12 protein-coding genes and 1 riboswitch are annotated in these 16,351 nt (G+C 70.9%); of the genes, 4 read left to right on the plus strand and 8 right to left on the minus strand.

The window, feature by feature from the left end; genetic code table 11:
- The first annotated feature begins 80 nt into the window (after window positions 1-80).
- Complete coding sequence (locus ACFVVM_RS10705) at window positions 81-344, plus strand: helix-turn-helix domain-containing protein (protein ID WP_387615917.1); 264 nt, start codon at window positions 81-83, stop codon at window positions 342-344.
- A gap of 223 nt (window positions 345-567) precedes the next feature.
- On the opposite strand, the gene ACFVVM_RS10710 is transcribed toward ACFVVM_RS10705, so the two are convergent.
- Entirely contained in the window at window positions 568-2,973 is a 2,406-nt protein-coding gene (locus ACFVVM_RS10710; protein WP_387615920.1) for an MFS transporter, read from the minus strand.
- A gap of 352 nt (window positions 2,974-3,325) precedes the next feature.
- Window positions 3,326-4,177 carry a Sir2 family NAD-dependent protein deacetylase gene (locus ACFVVM_RS10715; RefSeq protein ID WP_387615922.1) on the minus strand — a complete coding sequence of 284 codons (852 nt, stop codon included), beginning with the start codon at window positions 4,175-4,177 and terminating at the stop codon, window positions 3,326-3,328.
- Window positions 4,178-4,291: 114 nt separating this feature from the next.
- Here ACFVVM_RS10715 and ACFVVM_RS10720 point away from each other — a divergent pair, with 114 nt between their 5' ends.
- Entirely contained in the window at window positions 4,292-4,747 is a 456-nt protein-coding gene (locus tag ACFVVM_RS10720) for a hypothetical protein (RefSeq protein WP_387615925.1), read from the plus strand.
- A gap of 282 nt (window positions 4,748-5,029) precedes the next feature.
- On the opposite strand, the gene ACFVVM_RS10725 is transcribed toward ACFVVM_RS10720, so the two are convergent.
- Window positions 5,030-6,250: an MFS transporter gene (locus tag ACFVVM_RS10725; RefSeq protein ID WP_387615928.1), complete on the minus strand. Its 1,221-nt coding sequence runs from the start codon at window positions 6,248-6,250 to the stop codon at window positions 5,030-5,032.
- A 204-nt stretch (window positions 6,251-6,454) separates the two neighbouring features.
- On the opposite strand from ACFVVM_RS10725, the gene ACFVVM_RS10730 reads away from it, so the two are divergent.
- Window positions 6,455-6,757 (plus strand): hypothetical protein, encoded by a 303-nt coding sequence (locus ACFVVM_RS10730; RefSeq protein ID WP_387615931.1) that lies wholly within the window; start codon window positions 6,455-6,457, stop codon window positions 6,755-6,757.
- On the opposite strand, the gene ACFVVM_RS10735 is transcribed toward ACFVVM_RS10730, so the two are convergent.
- The 5 genes from ACFVVM_RS10735 to ACFVVM_RS10755 form a co-directional block, all read right to left on the minus strand.
- Window positions 6,735-7,595, minus strand: a complete 861-nt coding sequence (locus tag ACFVVM_RS10735; protein ID WP_387615934.1) for a thioesterase family protein — start codon at window positions 7,593-7,595, stop codon at window positions 6,735-6,737. The genes ACFVVM_RS10730 and ACFVVM_RS10735 overlap by 23 nt on opposite strands.
- A 65-nt stretch (window positions 7,596-7,660) precedes the next feature.
- Entirely contained in the window at window positions 7,661-11,362 is a 3,702-nt protein-coding gene (gene cobN, locus ACFVVM_RS10740; protein WP_387615937.1) for a cobaltochelatase subunit CobN, read from the minus strand.
- A 40-nt stretch (window positions 11,363-11,402) separates the two neighbouring features.
- Window positions 11,403-11,526, minus strand: a riboswitch (cobalamin riboswitch).
- Between the two features lie 92 nt (window positions 11,527-11,618).
- Window positions 11,619-12,101, minus strand: coding sequence for a hypothetical protein (locus tag ACFVVM_RS10745; RefSeq protein WP_387615939.1), 483 nt, complete (start codon window positions 12,099-12,101; stop codon window positions 11,619-11,621).
- A complete protein-coding gene (locus ACFVVM_RS10750; RefSeq protein ID WP_387615942.1) occupies window positions 12,098-13,570 on the minus strand; it encodes a MerR family transcriptional regulator in 1,473 nt (490 codons plus the stop codon). The genes ACFVVM_RS10745 and ACFVVM_RS10750 overlap by 4 nt, the downstream gene beginning before the upstream one ends.
- Before the next feature lie 45 nt (window positions 13,571-13,615).
- Window positions 13,616-14,284 (minus strand): hypothetical protein, encoded by a 669-nt coding sequence (locus ACFVVM_RS10755; RefSeq protein ID WP_387615945.1) that lies wholly within the window; start codon window positions 14,282-14,284, stop codon window positions 13,616-13,618.
- A gap of 571 nt (window positions 14,285-14,855) precedes the next feature.
- Between ACFVVM_RS10755 and cobG the strand changes: the two genes are divergently transcribed.
- Window positions 14,856-16,151, plus strand: a complete 1,296-nt coding sequence (gene cobG / locus ACFVVM_RS10760) for a precorrin-3B synthase (RefSeq protein WP_387615948.1) — start codon at window positions 14,856-14,858, stop codon at window positions 16,149-16,151.
- Window positions 16,152-16,351 lie beyond the last annotated feature (200 nt).

Consider the following 16,351-nt stretch of genomic DNA (forward strand, 5'->3'; position numbering starts at 1 on the left):
ACCAGAGCGTGGTGATCAAACGTCCAGCTCAGCTTGGGGGCGCTGGCGGGCGCAGGGGGCGAGCACCTACCATCGGGCGTATGGTTCGTCTTCCGCTGAGTCCGGCGCAGGTAGAGGCAGGCCGCCGGTTGGGGCGTCGCCTGCGGACGGCGCGTGGGAAGCGGGATCTGGGCGAGGTCGCCCAGCGCGCGGGGATCTCGCCGGAGACGTTGCGCAAGATCGAGTCGGGGCGGCTGCCGTCGCCGGCGTTCGGCACCGTGGTGGGGCTGGCCGAGGCGCTGGGAATCCCGCTGAACGAACTCGCCGACGTCTACCGCGCCGAGCAGGTCGCCGAATCCGCCTGACCCGGGCATCGACCGTCGAGCACCCGGTCACCGATCTCCCAGGTCGTCGTCGACAGCGATGCGCCGACGGGCCTCGCACGGGTCACGGGTGGACGCCAGACGGTTCCCGGCAGACCACTCACCGCCACTGCGACAGCACCCGCTGCGTTCCTGGTCGCGGTGCAACACCCGACCACAGCGCGACAACGCCTTCGCGACCGCCGGCAACGGTCCCGGAGATTGCTCAGCGCCGGTGCAGTGATTCCTCGTTGTCGTAGCCGAGGGTGACGTCGTGGGTGATCTCGCCGCGGGTCACCGAGACCTGGCTCGCCACCGGCGGGTAGCCGCGGGCGACCACGGTGTACTCGCCTTCGGGCAGGTCGGGGACCAGGTAGTGGCCCTTCTCGTCGGTGCGGGCGGTGGCCGCGGGGTCACCGCCGGAGTCGAGGACGGTGATCTGGACGTCGGCCACGGGGCGGTCGCCGTCGACCCAGGCCGACCCGACCAGGATCGCCATCGGTTCCAGGTCGATGTCGCGGTGCAGCGAGCCCGTCTCCGGGACGTTCAGCGCGACGGCGGTCGGGCGCATGTGGTCGGCCACCGCGACCAGGGTGTAGGTGCCGCTCACCACGTCACGGCACATGTAGGCGCCGTCCTCGCCGGTGATCGCCGCGCCGACCACATCGCCCTCGGGATCGGTGAGGGTCACCGTCGCGCCCCACAGCGGTTCGCCGCGCCGGGCCGAGCGCACGATCCCGGTGAGTTCCCCGGCGCCGGTGAGCATCAGGTCGACGTGCTGGGCCCGCTCCCCCATCGACACACTCACCGCCTCGGGCTGATGACCGACCGCGACGGCGATGAGCACGTAGTTGCCCGGCTCCGGCGCCTCGATCACATAGGCCCCGGAGGCGTCGCCGTGGCCGCGCGCCACCTGATGACCGTGCTGATCGATCAGGGTGAGGATCGCGGCGGGAACGGGGCGCGCGTCGTCGCGGCGCAACAGTCCCGCGATCACCCGGCCGGCGGCGGGCCGCAGCTGCCCGGCCATCTCGTGCGCGTCGTGCAGGCTCACATCACGCAGCAGGATGCTGTCGGTGATCTCCTCGGGCTCCGGATCGTCGCGCAGCGGAATCTCTTTCATGAACACCAGGACCACGCACGCGACGATGGCGAGGTCGGCGGCGAGCAGGAACACGTCCCCGATCGCGCCGGTGAAACCCTCCAGGATCGGAATCCGCAGCTCGTCGGGCAGGGCGGCGATCCCGCTGGTGTTGCTCTGCAGGGCGGCGAGCTGGTCGGCGTCGAAGCCCGCGGGCAGGGTCCCGCCGAAGGCGCCGAGGATCTGTCCCGGCAACCGGTCGAACAGGACGGTGAGGAACACCGCGACGCCCAGGGTGCCGCCGAGCTGCCGGAAGAAGGTCGCGGACGCGGTGGAGACGCCCATCTCGGTGCGGCCGACGGCGTTCTGCGCGGCGATGATCAGCGTCTGCATGCAGCCGCCGAGCCCGAAACCCATGATCGCGCTGTAGGCCAGCGGCTGCCACAGCGGACCGTCGTAACCGATCCGGGAGAACAGCGCGCAGCCGACCGCGAGGATCAGCGCGCCCAGGACGGGCAGCACCTTGTAGCGCCCGGTGGCCTTGGTGATCAGCCCCGACAGTTGCGCGCCGACCATGATGCCCAGGACCAGCGGCAACATCAGCAGCCCGGCTTCGGTGGGCGAGAAACCACGCACCACCTGCAGATACTGCGGCACCATCATGATCGCGCCGAACATGGCGACACCGACGAGGAAGCCGCCGAGGATCGCGATGCTGAAGGTGGAACTGCGGAACAGCCGCAGCGGGATCAGCGCCGCGTCCTTCATCAGGTACTCGACAACCAGGAACGCCAGCAGCCCGGCCCCGCCGATGCCGTAGCAGATCAGCGAGTTCTGCGAGGTCCAGCCCCACACCCGTCCCTGTTCGGCCACGATCAGCAACGGCACGACACCGATGACGAGGGTGAACGCGCCGAACCAGTCGATCCGGCTCGGCTGACGCACATGCCGCACGTTCAGCACCTTCGCGACCACGAGGAATGCCAGCACCCCGACCGGCACGTTCACCAGGAACACCCAGCGCCAGCCCTCGATCCCGCCGAGCGAGTCGTAGTCGGACAGGAAGCCGCCGACCACCGGCCCGAGCACCGTCGCGATGCCGAACACCATCAGGAAATAGCCCTGGTAGCGCACCCGTTCGCGGGCGGGCACGATATCGCCGACGATGGTGAAAGCCAAGGCCATCAGCCCGCCCGCGCCCAGTCCCTGGAAGGCCCGGCAGGCCGCCAGCTGGTACATGGTGGTCGCGAAGCAGCAGGCCGCCGAGCCGAGCACGAACAGGGTGATGGCGAGCAGGTAGAAGGGTTTGCGGCCGTAGATGTCGGCGAGCTTGCCGTAGAGCGGGGTGGTGACGGTCGCGGTGATCAGGTATGCCGTTGTCGCCCATGCCTGTTGGTCGAACCCGTCGAGGCTGTTCGCGATCCGCACGATCGCGACGCTGACGATGTTCTGGTCGAGCGCGGCGAGGAACACCCCCAGTAGCAGGCCGGACAGAATGGTGAGGGTCTGGCGGTGCGTGAGGCGTGATTCGACAACGGCGGTATCGGTCATGGAAAAGCCCTGGTTCTGATCGGCTGGCAAAGTGGGTGTCGATCATTCGGCCCACACGAGGGCCGACAACCCCGCTGCGAGGAAAACTTCGCGCGGCGGGTGGAACTCTTCATGCGCTGGTGCGCCGAGCTTACCCACGCCGGATCGGCCACCCGCACCGAGGGATCAAGTGACCGACCATTTCGCACCCGGAGCGGCGCCACGCAGGGACCGGAGGCCCCGGATGGCGGAGCGAACTTTCGGTCCGTTCCTGACCCGTCGCCGTCGCCGAGCGCGGCTGTCGCCGAGCCTCCGGAGCCGACAGATCCACGCGCACAACAGTTCCCGGTGGAATCGGGGAACCGCGCGCTGCTCAGCCCGTCGCGATCAGCAGATCCGCCAGTGTGGACAACGTCTCCGAGCAGCCCGCGTCGAGCACCACCGACGCGACATCGTCGCCGCGAGTCGGCCCGCGATTCACGATGACCACCGGTACGCCGTTCTTCGCGGCGCGGCGCACGAAGCGCAGGCCCGACATGACCGTCAGCGAGGAACCGGCGACCAGCACGGCCTGGGCGTCGTCGATCAGTGCGAACGCGGCGGCCACCCGGTCGGGCGGGACGTTCTCGCCGAAGTAGACGATGTCGGGTTTGAGCATGCCGCCGCAGTGCGCGCAGTCGAGCATGCGGAAACGGTCGGTGTCGGTCACCACGGCGTCGGCGTCGGGGGCGACCTCGATCCCGGTCGCCGAGACATCCTCCGTGAAGCCGGGATTCGCGGCCTCGAGGCGGTGCGCGAGCGTCATCCGGGAGATCAGGGTGGGGCAGTTCAGGCAGCAGACCCGGGCGTAGGTGCCGTGCAGGTCGATCACGTGGCGCGCGCCCGCCTTGGTGTGCAGCAGGTCGACATTCTGGGTGATGACGCCCGAGACCACCCCGCCGCGTTCCAGCCGGGCGATCGCGCGATGCCCCGGATTGGGCCGGGCGGCGTCCATGCGGCGCCAGCCCAGGTGATTGCGCGCCCAATAACGCTGGCGGAACACCGGATCGCCGACGAACTGCTGGTAGGTCATCGGTGTGCGGGGCGGTGAATCGGGGCCGCGATAGTCGGGGATGCCGCTGTCGGTGCTCAGGCCCGCGCCGGAGATCACCACCACGCGACGCCCGGCCAGCAGGTCGGCCGCGCGCGCCACCGCGACGGTGTCGACCGGGGCGGAATCGGGCATGAATCCATGCTACGAGCCCGCACTGCGGCCGAACACGCCGAGCCGAGTTGCACGGCGTCGACCTCCGGCGACATGATGGCTCATCCTGCCCGGTCCGATCGCCAGAGGAATCCTGTGTCCGACACCGACGAGCACGGCCGCAGCGCGCTCAATGCCGCGGTCGACGCGACCATCATCGCCGTCCGCCGGATGTTCTACGTCCTAGGCGACGACATCGACCGCACCGAGGGCCCGATCGAATTCACCTTCCACACCGGGGCCACCCTGCTGCTCGACGCCGGTGTCGACGGCACCGAACTGCGCATCGGCGCGGCACCGTGGCGCGACCCCTTCGAGCCGCTGGTCGACCCGGTCAACATCGAATACGTCGCCATCTCGGGCAAGTACACCGCCTTCGACGTCACCGACGAGCCACCCTACGACAGCCTCCTCGGCCGCCGCGTCGACGCCGTCTCCGTGCTCCCCCTTCCCGACGGCCGCCCACAGGCCGCGACGCTGTATCTGGGCGAGGCCCTGGTCAAGGCCGAATCGATCGCCGACGAACTCATCGTCACCCTGTCGCCCGCCTGAGCAACCCTGTCGAACAGGCAGCACGGCGAGCCGATCCGGGCCGCCCACTTCTACCGCGCGCTGCCTTGGCGGCCGGTATCAGGAAGCGCCCGCAGTGGAGGCGGCGACCGCAGGGTCATCTCGGTGCCGGGCGACGCCGGGGCTTCACGGCGCCGGGGCTTCACGGCACGGGGCTTCACGGCACCGGGGCTTCACGGCACCGGGGCTTCACGGCGCCGAGGGCGGCCAGCGCCGTGATAACGCGACCACACACCAGGAAAGGCCGCGGCGCCGCCACGATCGTCACGCCCGCGACGCCGGTGCGGCGGACCGGTGCCGGTCGGCGCTCTGGTTTCGCGACGCGGCAATCGACATGACCGCACCGAGGACCGTCAGCGCTGTGGTGACGAGGGCGCAGGCCACGAAGGCCGCACCGACGTCCCGCGCCGAGGTGATCAGACCGGCCGAGGCGGCGCCGAGTCCGGCGCCGGCGTTGCAGGCGACGCCGGCCAGGATGGCGCTGTGGGTGCGGCCGGGGCCGGAGACGAGCTGGTCGGCGAGCACGTAGCCGGTCATCACCGCCGGTCCCAGCGTCAGGCCGACGGCGAGCAGGAGCACGGTGGTCAGGCGTAGGTCGCCACTGAGGCCCGTCGCGGCGGTGGCGGTCGCGAGCAGTGCGGCGGCGATCAGCAGGCGGGTCCGCGGGCTCGCCCGCCAGTGGATGCGCCCGTACCCGAGGGCGGCACCGGCGCTGGCGAAGGCCATCGCGGCGAAGAGCAGACCGGCGGCGTCGGGGTGGCCGCTCGCGATGGCGGCGGCCGGGATGCCCACTTCGAGTCCGCCGATGGTGAAGCCGACACCGGCGAACGTCACGAGCAGCCATGCGGTCCGGCGGAGGACCGATCGCATCGATGCCGTACCGGTCGCCGGATCCGGACGGGCGCGGCCAGCGGCGGACGACATCACCACACCGCCTGCGACACAGGCGATTCCGCTGACCACAACGGCAGTGGCGGGGCTCGCGAGCCAGACGACCAGTGCCGCGAGAGCCGGTCCGAGTACGAAGGACGACTCCTCGACGACAGCGTCGAGGCCGAAGGCTCGTGGCACCCACTCCGGCGGAATCCGTTGCGCCCAGCCCACTCTCAGCAGGGCACCGAACGGGGGTACCGCGAGCCCGGCCACCGCGGCGGGGCCGATCGCCCACCAGGGTGTCCACGCGGCCGCCAGGGGCAGCAGCATCATTGCCGCGCCGCTGATCGTCGCGAAAGTGAGCAGGGCGCGCCCGTGCCCGACCCGCACCGTCCACCACGAGCGCGCGGGCCCCGACACCACCGAGCCCAGCGCGTACGCACCCATCGCCGCACCGGCCACCCCGAAAGCACCGTGCACCGCACCGAGCAGGGTGACCACGCCGATCGGCATCATCCCGAACGAGATTCGCCCCACCAGCGACCCCGCGAACAGCACCGGAACACCGGGCGGGCGCAAGATCTCGCGATAGCTCGCCTGGTCGCCGCTCATCGCAGCAGTCAACCGTCCACCGAACCTCGCGTCGACCGATTTTCCGCGCCCGGCACCAACGATCGGCGTCGATGACACGGCGTGGCGATGTCCGGCACTCGGGCGTGGCTCGAGGCAGCATGGGGCGCGGTGGAGTGGACCGAGCGAAGGTGTGGTGGGTGCGCAGTGGTGGCGGGTCAGGTCAGGTGGCGGTCGGGGTGGGGTGTGTCGGCGGGATTGTTCGTCGCGGTGTTCGTGCTGGTCCCGGCGACTTTCGCGGTGCAGGACGCCTGGCACGTGCCGATACCGCGGCCGATCGCCTTCGCGAAACTGGAGCCGATCGCGACCTCGTACTGGGTCAGCTGGGGGCTGACCCTGGCCGCGCTGCTCACTCCGGCGCTGGTGCTCGCGCTGCTGCCGCCGGCCCGGCTCATCGCCCTCGGTTATCTGCTGACCACCTCGGCGGTGGGTGTGCTGCTGTGTGGCGCCTCGGTGGGGCTGGCGTTCAGCGGCCTCGATCCGGTGTGACCGCGAACTCGGCCACCACGTCGGTCAGCTTGTCGATGGCCGTGCCGCTGATCTGGCGGTGCGCGTTGGCCAGGGCGGTGGTGGTGCAGATGCCGAAGGCGCCCTCGCTGTCGTAGAGCACCGCGGCACCCGCGGCGATGCCGTCGTCGCTGAGGTGGCTCTCCGCCTCGATACCCATGTCGGTCCCGATCGGCATGCGCGAGAACGTGATCGAGACATCGGTGTTGATGAACCCGATGCCCTCGGTGCCCCAGTTGGTGACCAGGCTGGTCTGCTCACCGGTCATCGCGGCATAGCAGAACGGGGTCGCGGGTTCGCCCTCGACGACGGGAATGTTGCGCACCCACTTGCGTTTACGAGTGTCGTTGAGGTGTTCGGTCATCTTCGGCGACCAGCCCTCGGCGTGCCCGTCGCTGCCGAACAGGTGCAGGGTCTCGTCGATGGTGGCCAACGCGCTCGGCGGCGGCAGCGGCCGGTCGCGCTCGGCCCGCCACACCTCACCCGGCGGCTGGGTCGAGCGCCGCAGCAGCAGCGCGCTCCCCCGCGCCACCACCGCGTCCTCGGAACGCAGTTCGATCGCGACCGCGCGCACCCGCTTGCCGTCCCGGATCACTTCGCTGTGCACGGTCAGCGGCACCGCGGGCACCGCCCGGTGCAGGTCGACCGTCAGCCGGGCGGGGACGAACTCGTCGGTGCAGTAGTGCGCCTCCACCTCGCGCGCCATCAGACCGCACACCGGCGGCCCGGACAGCGTGGCGCGCGCCCACAGGCTCAGCGAGTACCGGTTCGGCGTGAAAACGCCGCCGGACCGGGTGAAATACGCCGGAGTGGAACTCATGTGCGACCCTTTCTTACACCGTCAACCTGATTCACAGTAGAACGTGTTCGGGCGCGGTGCGCAAGCTACTCCAGTTCACCCTCGGTCTCGAGGTAGACCTGGCGCAGCTTGTCCAGGGTCTCCTGCTCCGGGTGCTCCCACAGTTTGCGCTCGGCCGCTTCCAGGAGACGCTCGGCGATGCCGTGCAGGGCCCACGGGTTGGACTGCTCCATGAACTTGCGGTTCACGTCGTCGAAAACGTAGCTCTCGCTGAGCTTTTCGTACATCCAGTCGGCGACGACGTTGGTGGTAGCGTCGTAGCCGAACAGGTAGTCCACGGTGGCGGCCATCTCGAAGGCGCCCTTGTAGCCGTGGCGGCGCATCGCCTCGAGCCAGCGCGGGTTCACCACGCGGGCGCGGAAGACGCGGGCGGTCTCCTCCGAGAGCGTGCGGGTACGCACGGCGTCGGGACGGGTGGAGTCGCCGATGTAGGCCTCGGGGTTCTTGCCGGTGAGCGCGCGGACGGTGGCGACCATGCCGCCGTGGTACTGGAAGTAGTCGTCGGAGTCGGCGATGTCGTGTTCGCGGGTGTCGGTGTTCTTGGCGGCGACCGCGATGCGCTTGTAGGCGGTGCGCATGTCGTCGGCGGCGGGGGCGCCGTCGAGGTCGCGGCCGTAGGCGTAGCCGCCCCAGTTGGTGTAGACCTGCGCGAGGTCGTCGTCGGTGCGCCAGCTCTTGGAGTCGATGAGCTGGAGCAGGCCCGCGCCGTAGGTGCCCGGCTTGGAGCCGAAGATGCGGGTGGTGGCGCGGCGGGTGTCGCCGTGCTCGGCCAGGTCCGACTGGGAGTGTGCGCGAACGTAATTGGACTCGGCGGGCTCGTCGAGGTCGGCGACGAGGCGGACGGCGTCGTCGAGCAGGGCCAGGACGTGCGGGAAGGCGTCGCGGAAGAAGCCGGAGATGCGGACGGTGACGTCGATGCGGGGGCGGGCGAGCTCCTCGAGGGAGATGACCTCGAGCGAGGTGACGCGGCGGCTCGCCTCGTCCCACATCGGGCGCACGCCGAGCAGGGCGAAGACCTCGGCGATGTCGTCGCCGGAGGTGCGCATGGCCGACGTGCCCCACACCGACAGACCCACCGACTTCGGGTATTCGCCGTGGTCGGCCAGGTAGCGGGCCACCAGCGATTCGGCCATGGCCTGACCGGTCTCCCAGGCCAGGCGGGAGGGGACGGCCTTGGGGTCGACGGAGTAGAAGTTGCGGCCGGTGGGCAGCACGTTGATCAGGCCACGCAGGGGGGAGCCACTCGGACCCGCCGGGATGAAACCGCCGTTGAGGGCGTGCAGGACGCGGGTGATCTCGATGCTGGTCTCGCGCAGGCGGGGGACGACTTCGGTGGCGGCGAAGCGCAGGACGGTCTTGACCGCGTCCAGTCGCGCGGAGTCATCGGCCGGGAGCGCGCTCCCGTTCGCGGCGGCATCGACCGCGTTCGCGGCTGCGGTCGGGGTGGCGGCAGCATGGGGGTTGCCCCCGGCGAGGATCGCGGTGGCGTAGTCGCCGACCAGGGTGTCGACGGCGGTGGCCGACCAGTCCGTCGCCTGCAAGGCGCCGAGAAGCTCGCGGGCGCGGGCTTCCACGACGTCGACACGGTCGCGGGATTCGTCACCGGCTTCGCTGAGGCCGAGGGCTTCGCGCAGGCCGGGCACGTTCTGTTCGCCGCCCCAGAGCTGGCGGGCGCGCAGCATGGCCAGGACCAGGTCGAGTTCCATCTCGTTCTCGGGGGCCTGGCCGAGGATGTGCAGGCCGTCGCGGATCTGCACGTCCTTGATCTCGCACAGCCAGCCGTCGACGTGCAGGAGCATGTCGTCGAAGACGTCTTCCTCGGGGCGTTCGGCCAGGCCGAGGTCGTGGTCCATCTTGGCCGCGCGCATCAGCGTCCAGATCTGCTGGCGGATGGCGGGCAGCTTGGCCGGGTCGAGGGCGGAGATGTTGGCGTGCTCGTCGAGGAGCTGTTCGAGGCGGGAGATGTCGCCGTAGGTCTCGGCGCGCGCCATCGGCGGGATGAGGTGGTCGACGAGGGTGGCGTGGGCGCGGCGCTTGGCCTGGGTGCCCTCGCCGGGGTCGTTGACCAGGAACGGGTAGATCAGCGGGAGGTCGCCGAGGGCGGCGTCGGTGCCGCAGGAGGCCGACATGCCGAGGGTTTTGCCGGGCAGCCATTCGAGGTTGCCGTGCTTGCCCAGGTGCACCATGGCGTCGGCGCCGAAACCGTCGGGCGCGGACAGCCAGCGGTAGGCGGCGAGGTAGTGGTGGCTGGGCGGCAGATCGGGGTCGTGGTAGATGGCGACGGGGTTCTCGCCGAAGCCGCGAGGCGGCTGCACCATCAGCACCACATTGCCGAAACGCAGTGCGGCGATGACGATCTCGCCCTTCGGGTCGGCCGAGCGGTCGACGTAGAGCTCGCCGGGCGGCGGGCCCCACGCCTCGTTCACGGCCTCGCGCAGGTCCTCGGGCAGCGAGTCGAACCAGCGGGTGTAGGTGGTGGCGCCGATGCGGATCGGATTGCCTTCGAGCTGTTCGGCGCTGAGCCAGTCCGGGTCCTGACCGCCCGCGGCGATCAGGGCGTGGATGAGCGCGTCGCCGTCGCCTTCCTCGAGGCCGGGGATCTCGCCGGGCTCGCCGAGATCGTAACCGGCGCTACGCAGTTCGGTGAGCAGGCGGATCGCACTGGCGGGGGTGTCGAGGCCGACGGCATTGCCGATGCGGGCGTGCTTGGTCGGGTAGGCGGAGAGCATGATCGCGATCCGCTTGTCCGCGGCCGGGATGTGGCGGAGGCGGGCGTGACGCACCGCGATACCAGCGACCCTGGCGGCGCGTTCGGGATCAGGGACGTAGGCGGACAGGCCGTCGGCGTCGAATTCCTTGAACGAGAACGGCACGGTGATGATGCGGCCGTCGAATTCGGGCACCGCGACCTGGGTGGCCACGTCGAGCGGGGACAGGCCGTCATCGTTGGCCTCCCACTGCGCGCGGCCGCTGGTCAGGCACAGGCCCTGCAGGATCGGCACGTCGAGAGCGGCCAGGGCGGCCACATCCCAGGCCTCGTCGTCACCACCGGCCGAAGCGGTGGCGGGCTTGCTGCCGCCCGCGGCGAGGACGGTGACCACGAGGGCGTCGGCGCGGCCGAGCAGGGTGAGCAGTTCGGGTTCGGCGGTGCGCAGGGAGGCCGCATAGACGGGCAGCGCCTTGGCGCCCTTGGCTTCGATCGCCGTGCACAGGGCGTCGATGTAGGCGGTGTTGCCCGCGAGATGCTGGGCGCGGTAGTAGACGACGGCGACCGTGGGTGCGTGCGGTTCGAGAATGCGCGCGGTGCGGTCGAGTTCGCCCCAGGTGGGCAGCTGCACCGGCGGGTCGAAGCCGTGGCCGGTGAGCAGGGCCGTGTCGGAGAGGAAATTGTGCAGCTGGCGCAGGTTCTCGGCGCCGCCGGCGGCGAGGTAGTTGTGCGCGTCGGCCGCGACGCCCACCGGCACCGTCGAGCATTCCATCAGCTCGGCGTCGGGCGCGATCTCGCCGCCCAGCGCCACCATCGGCACCCCACTGGCACGGATCGCGTCCAGGCCCTCCTCCCAGGCGCGCTTGCCGCCGAGAATGCGCACGATCACCAGATCCGCGCCGTCGAGGAGCCCCGGCAGGTCGTCCACCAGCAGCCGGGCCGGGTTGCCCCACCGGTACTCGGCGCCGCTCGCGCGTGCGCTCAGCAGATCGGTGTCGGAGGTGGACAGCAGCAGGATCACAGGGTGAGACCTTCCTCGGGTGACGCGCCCATCGGTGGGTGTGCGGTGCTCGCCGGAGAGGGTCTGGCTGTTCACAGTGGCGCGACCGCACCGGATTTCCACCGGTTTCCTCGTCACCCGCCGAGCATCCCGATCGTACTGGCCCCCTCCCCCCAGCAACTTTCCCGCCCCGTCCCCCGGACTGGACATGTGATCACCACGCTCTGATGGCGGCATCGGCCGAGAGCCGCCCGCCACCAGAGCGTGGTGATCTTGGTCAGGGAGTGGGGCGCGGGGTGGTGTCGTTGGCGGTGACGGCGGCCGTCACCTCGGTGAGGGCGCGGCGGATCATGGTGCCGTAGTCGTCGTCGGGGAGGGTGTGCAGGTGGGTGGTCGCGGCGGTGAGGTGGCGGGTGGCGGCCGGGAAGGCGCCGAGGCGGCGGAAGTCGTCGGCGAGGTTGAGGTGCAGGGACGGGTAGAAGCCCGCGACCCGCAGGCCCGCGTGGTGGTCGTGCACGCGGGCGTCGGTGAGCGCGTCGGCGGCGTCGAGGGCGCGGACATTCCACACGAGGGCTTCGGCGGGGTCGTCGTAGGCGTCGGCCAGGTAGTGGGCGAGGGTGCAGCGGTGCAGTGGGTCGCCCGCGACACCGATCTCGGTCCAGAGGTCCAGCAGCACGGCGCGGGTGGTGTCGGTGGCATCGGCGCGGAAGTCGGTGACGGCCTGCGTGATTCGGGTAATCACGGCATCGGTGGTGGTCATCGGGCGGGCTCCTCGGTCGGTTCGGGGCGGCACGGCATGGCAAGGGTGAACAGGTCGCCGTCGTCGGCGGAGCGGATACCGGCGGGCAGATCGGGGGCGATGAGATCGAGCATCACGTCGGGGCCGACCGCGGCGGCGACCGCGGGATAGAGGGTGGTGACGGCGAAATGGATGGTGATCGCCGGGCCGGTGATCACTGCGGGGAGCGAGCGGGTGGCGGGGGCCGACGGCCATCGATCTCGGCTCGTGAGCGACCTGTACGCGGGGGTGGCGCCGATCTGCGGCGAGTGCTCCGGCCCGGGCCTGGTGGCAGACGACCCGCCCGCGGGGTTGATGGATTGGTGCGGCGACTCGGTGTCGGTCGTCGGCACCGGGAGGAATTCGGTGAGGGCCACTGTGTTCGGCGGGGTCAGGCATAGGGCGATGACGGGTGAACCGGATTCTTCGAGTGCGGTGAGGAACGCCGCGCGGGCGAGCACTACTCGGGTACGCGCCGGGGGTAGGGCGGCGAGCATCGCCCGGTAGTCGGGGAACACTTCGGGCGAGCGGCGGCACCGGCGGCGATCGGGTTCGTGGGCGCCGATCGCGAGTTCTTGCGGAACTGGGTCGGGTGTCCGGGTCTTCGCGACCGGAACGTCAGGTGCACCTGCGGCAGTGGCGTTCCCGTCCACGGAATTGGTTGCGGTGGAACTTGTTTCGTGATCCGCTGAGCCGATGACCGCACCGCCGACAGCACGGCCTGGCGCGGCGGCCGCGAATTCGACGTGCAGTCGGCCGGGGTGGATCGCGACGGAGTGTTGGCGACGCAACCACGACAGGGTCGAGCGCAGGTCGGTGGCGTCGACGGTGGCCGTCCATCCGATGGCAGGTCCGCGAGTGGGGCGCAGGGTTCGCGTGGCAAGGCGGATTCGGTCCGTCGCGGTGAGGGTCAGTTCGTCGGTGGTCACCTCGAACTGGATGGTGTCGAGTACCGGCCACTGCGGATCGGTGACGGTCGCCGCCGCCACCTGGTCGACCGCGGCCGCCAGCAGCGGACCGCTCACCCACACCACAGCATCGGGCGCTGATCCGGCGTTCGGGGGGACGGCTGTCCGCGGCGCGGTGTCCCCGGCGGGTCGGCCGGTCGTGGTGGCGTGCAGGGCGGTGCGGGCGGCGGTGGCGGCGGTGCGGACCTCGCGCAGGCGCTGGTCCAGGTCGGCGAGGTGGGTGTCGAGGAGTCGGGCGGCGCGGGTGGGGTCGGGTTCGGCGAGGACGGCGGTCACCGCGGGGAGTGGCATCTCGACGGCGCGGAGGTGGCGGACGAGGCGGGCGGTGTCGGTCTGGTCGTGGGTGTAGTAGCGGTAGCCGGTGGACTCGTCGACGACCGCGGGGACGAGGACGCCTGCGTCGGCGTAGAAGCGCAGCGCGCTCGCGCTCAGACCGCACGAGCGGGCGAACTCGCCGATGGTGATCAGTTCGGTTTCGGGCACCGGGCGATCATCGGGGTTCGAGCGAGTCGAAGGTCAAGTCCACGGTCAGTCGGTGCTGGTTCCGGCGGCGAGCATCTCCGGGGAGCCGGTGCCGAGATTGCGGTAGACATTGGCGACCACCATCTGCCCGAGCGCGTTGTTGCCGACGCCGCCGATGACCGCGCCGATCCCCGCCGGAATCAGCGTGCCGAACAGCAGCAGGGTGCGTTTGACCAGGTAGTTGACCAGGAACCGCTTGGCCGGTGAGTCCGGCATGCTCGCCAGGCCGGGAATGTGGTCGGTGACCACCGAGAGCCACTGCCCGGTCTTGTGGCCCGCGGTCTCGTCGAGCATCTTGGTGCCCGCCTCACCGAGCACGACTTTCGACACCAGGTGCGCCAGGCGGGGGTCGTCGGGATCGAGCCGGTAGGCCTGGGCCGCGCCGACCGCGAGCACCGAGGACGCCTCGAGGAACACGACGGTGTCGACACCCGTCGCACCGAGACCGATCAGCGTCCCGACTCCCGGCACGGCCGCGGTGAGCCCCACCGTGACACCGCTGGCGGTGACGACCAGCCGGTACTGGCGGGTGAGCCGCTGCATGATCTCCACCGGTGTGTCCTGCGGATGCCTGCGCTCGAGCCAGTCGACATACCGGCCGACCGCCGGCGCCTGCGCGTGCGCGACTCTGTCGAGCGCGGGAACGAGACGCTTGTCCACGAATGCACGCAGCATGCGGCGACCTCTCTTGTCGACGACCTTGCGGTTGGTCCCCACCCTAGGCGACGGCGTCTTCTCCCACCGGAGCCGACGAAGCGCGAGTCGCCGCCACCGGACGATCTCGCGCGGGCCCGACGACATCCACACCCGGAACGACACCGCTCGGGCCCACTACGAGCCGGCGGCCGGGACACAGTCAGCGGCCAACCCCGAGTCGGCGAGCCAGCGACACAGTCGGCGGCCCAACCCCGAGTCGGCGAGCCGTCGACACAGTCGGCCGCCCACCCCGAGTCGGCGAGCCGGGGATGCAGTCGGCGGTCCACCCCGAATCGGCGAGCCGGGGATGCAGTCGGCGGTCCGCCTCGTGTCGGCGGCCGGGGCGCAGTTGACGACCGGGCGCAGTCGGCGGCCGGGAGCAGCCACCGCAGGTTGGACGAACCACTTCGTCGCAGCCCCAGCCGTCACACCGGGCACCGACCTCGCCACGGCGATCCGCAGCCGTGGCAGGTCCGGCTCCGCAGCTACACGGCATGGGATGAAATGCCGGTTCGAAGGTGGTCGCCGCGGGTCGTAGGCTGGGGTGATCATGACCAGGAGCACTCCCGACGCGTGTCCAGGGGTTCTGCGGCTGCACCAGGCGGCCGACGGGCCGTTGGCGCGGATTCGCGTGCCCGGTGGGCGGCTGACCCCGGAACAGATACAGACGCTGGCCGATGCGGCACGGGACCTCGGCAACGGCAATCTCGAGCTGACCTCGCGCGGCAACATCCAGTTGCGGCAGGTGCGCGATGCCTCCGAACTCGCCGGGCGGCTGGAGGTGGCGGGCCTGTTGCCCAGCGACACCCATGAGCGGGTGCGCAACATCGTCGCCTCACCGCTGTCGGGCCGGGTCGGCGGCTGGGCCGACGTGCACGGACTCGCGGCCGACCTCGACAGCGGGCTGCGGTCCGATCTCCGGTTCGCCGACCTGCCGGGGCGGGTGCTGTTCACCCTCGACGACGGTCGCGGCGACGTGAGCACCCTGCGCGGCGACATCGGCATCCAGGCCGTCGCCACCGACACCTTCGCGCTGCTGCTGGCCGGGACCGACACCGGGTTGCGGGTCACGGCGGCCGAGGCGGTCGAGGTGATGCTCGACGCCGCGCGTGGCTTCCTCGACCTGCGCGGGAGCGGGGAGGCCGGGCAGTGGCGACTGCACGAGATTCCCGGCGGCGCGGAGCAGGTCGTCGAGGCGCTCGACCGCTCCCCCGCTGGTTTGCCGCTGGAACTCGGTGCCACCCACGACATTCCGATCGGTTGGCTCGATCAGGACGACGGCCTGGTCAGCCTCGGTGCGGCCGTGCCGCTGGGTACGCTGCCCGCCCGCACGGCCGAATTCCTTGCCGCCATCGACCATCCCGTCTTCGTCACCCCCTGGCGCAGCGTGGTGGTCACCGACCTCGCCGAAGGCCCCGCCGAGACGGTCGTCCGCGTGCTCGCCCCGATGGGGTTGATCTTCGACGCGCAGTCCCCGTGGTTGCAGGTGAGCGCCTGCGCGGGGCGCCCCGGCTGCGCCAAGTCGCGTACCGACGTGCGCGCCGACGCCGCGGCGGCGGTCGAGTCACAGCGCGTGCTCGGCATCCCGCTGGCAGGCCCCACTTCCGCATCCGCATCCGCATCCGCATCCGCATCCGCATCCGCATCCGCATCCGACGACGGCACCACGGCACCCGACTCCCTCCGCAACGCCCCGCCCACCCCCGCGGAGACCGTCGCCGCCGAGGACGTCGTGGTGGCCGGTCGACAGCACTGGTCCGGCTGCGACCGCCGCTGCGGGCGACCGACCGGCCCGGTCACCGACGTGGTGGCCACCGACCACGGCTACCGCGTCGACGCCCCCTGAGGTGATCACCGGCCGCGTCCGCACGCACCGAGGTGAGCGGGTCACCGACCGCGAATCCGCGCCCACGCGGCGAGCGGTCACCGACCCTGAATCCGCGCCCACCGAGGTGAGGCGGTCACCGACTCGATGCACCGCATCCGCCGACCCGGGGACGATCGCGACGACACGGTCGCGGTGCGGATGACTCACTGTCCCCCAGG

Source organism: Nocardia sp. NPDC058176, assembly GCF_042883805.1.
Lineage (GTDB): Bacteria > Actinomycetota > Actinomycetes > Mycobacteriales > Mycobacteriaceae > Nocardia.

What these genes read in the sequence shown, in the direction of transcription:
- cobG (WP_387615948.1), top strand. Translation starts at nt 14,856, where the DNA reads ATGACCAGGAGCACTCCCGACGCGTGTCCAGGGGTTCTGCGGCTGCAC.
- ACFVVM_RS10735 (WP_387615934.1), bottom strand. Translation starts at nt 7,595, where the DNA reads ATGAGTTCCACTCCGGCGTATTTCACCCGGTCCGGCGGCGTTTTCACG.
- ACFVVM_RS10710 (WP_387615920.1), bottom strand. Translation starts at nt 2,973, where the DNA reads ATGACCGATACCGCCGTTGTCGAATCACGCCTCACGCACCGCCAGACC.
- ACFVVM_RS10745 (WP_387615939.1), bottom strand. Translation starts at nt 12,101, where the DNA reads ATGACCACCACCGATGCCGTGATTACCCGAATCACGCAGGCCGTCACC.
- ACFVVM_RS10715 (WP_387615922.1), bottom strand. Translation starts at nt 4,177, where the DNA reads ATGCCCGATTCCGCCCCGGTCGACACCGTCGCGGTGGCGCGCGCGGCC.
- ACFVVM_RS10725 (WP_387615928.1), bottom strand. Translation starts at nt 6,250, where the DNA reads ATGAGCGGCGACCAGGCGAGCTATCGCGAGATCTTGCGCCCGCCCGGT.
- ACFVVM_RS10755 (WP_387615945.1), bottom strand. Translation starts at nt 14,284, where the DNA reads ATGCTGCGTGCATTCGTGGACAAGCGTCTCGTTCCCGCGCTCGACAGA.
- ACFVVM_RS10705 (WP_387615917.1), top strand. Translation starts at nt 81, where the DNA reads ATGGTTCGTCTTCCGCTGAGTCCGGCGCAGGTAGAGGCAGGCCGCCGG.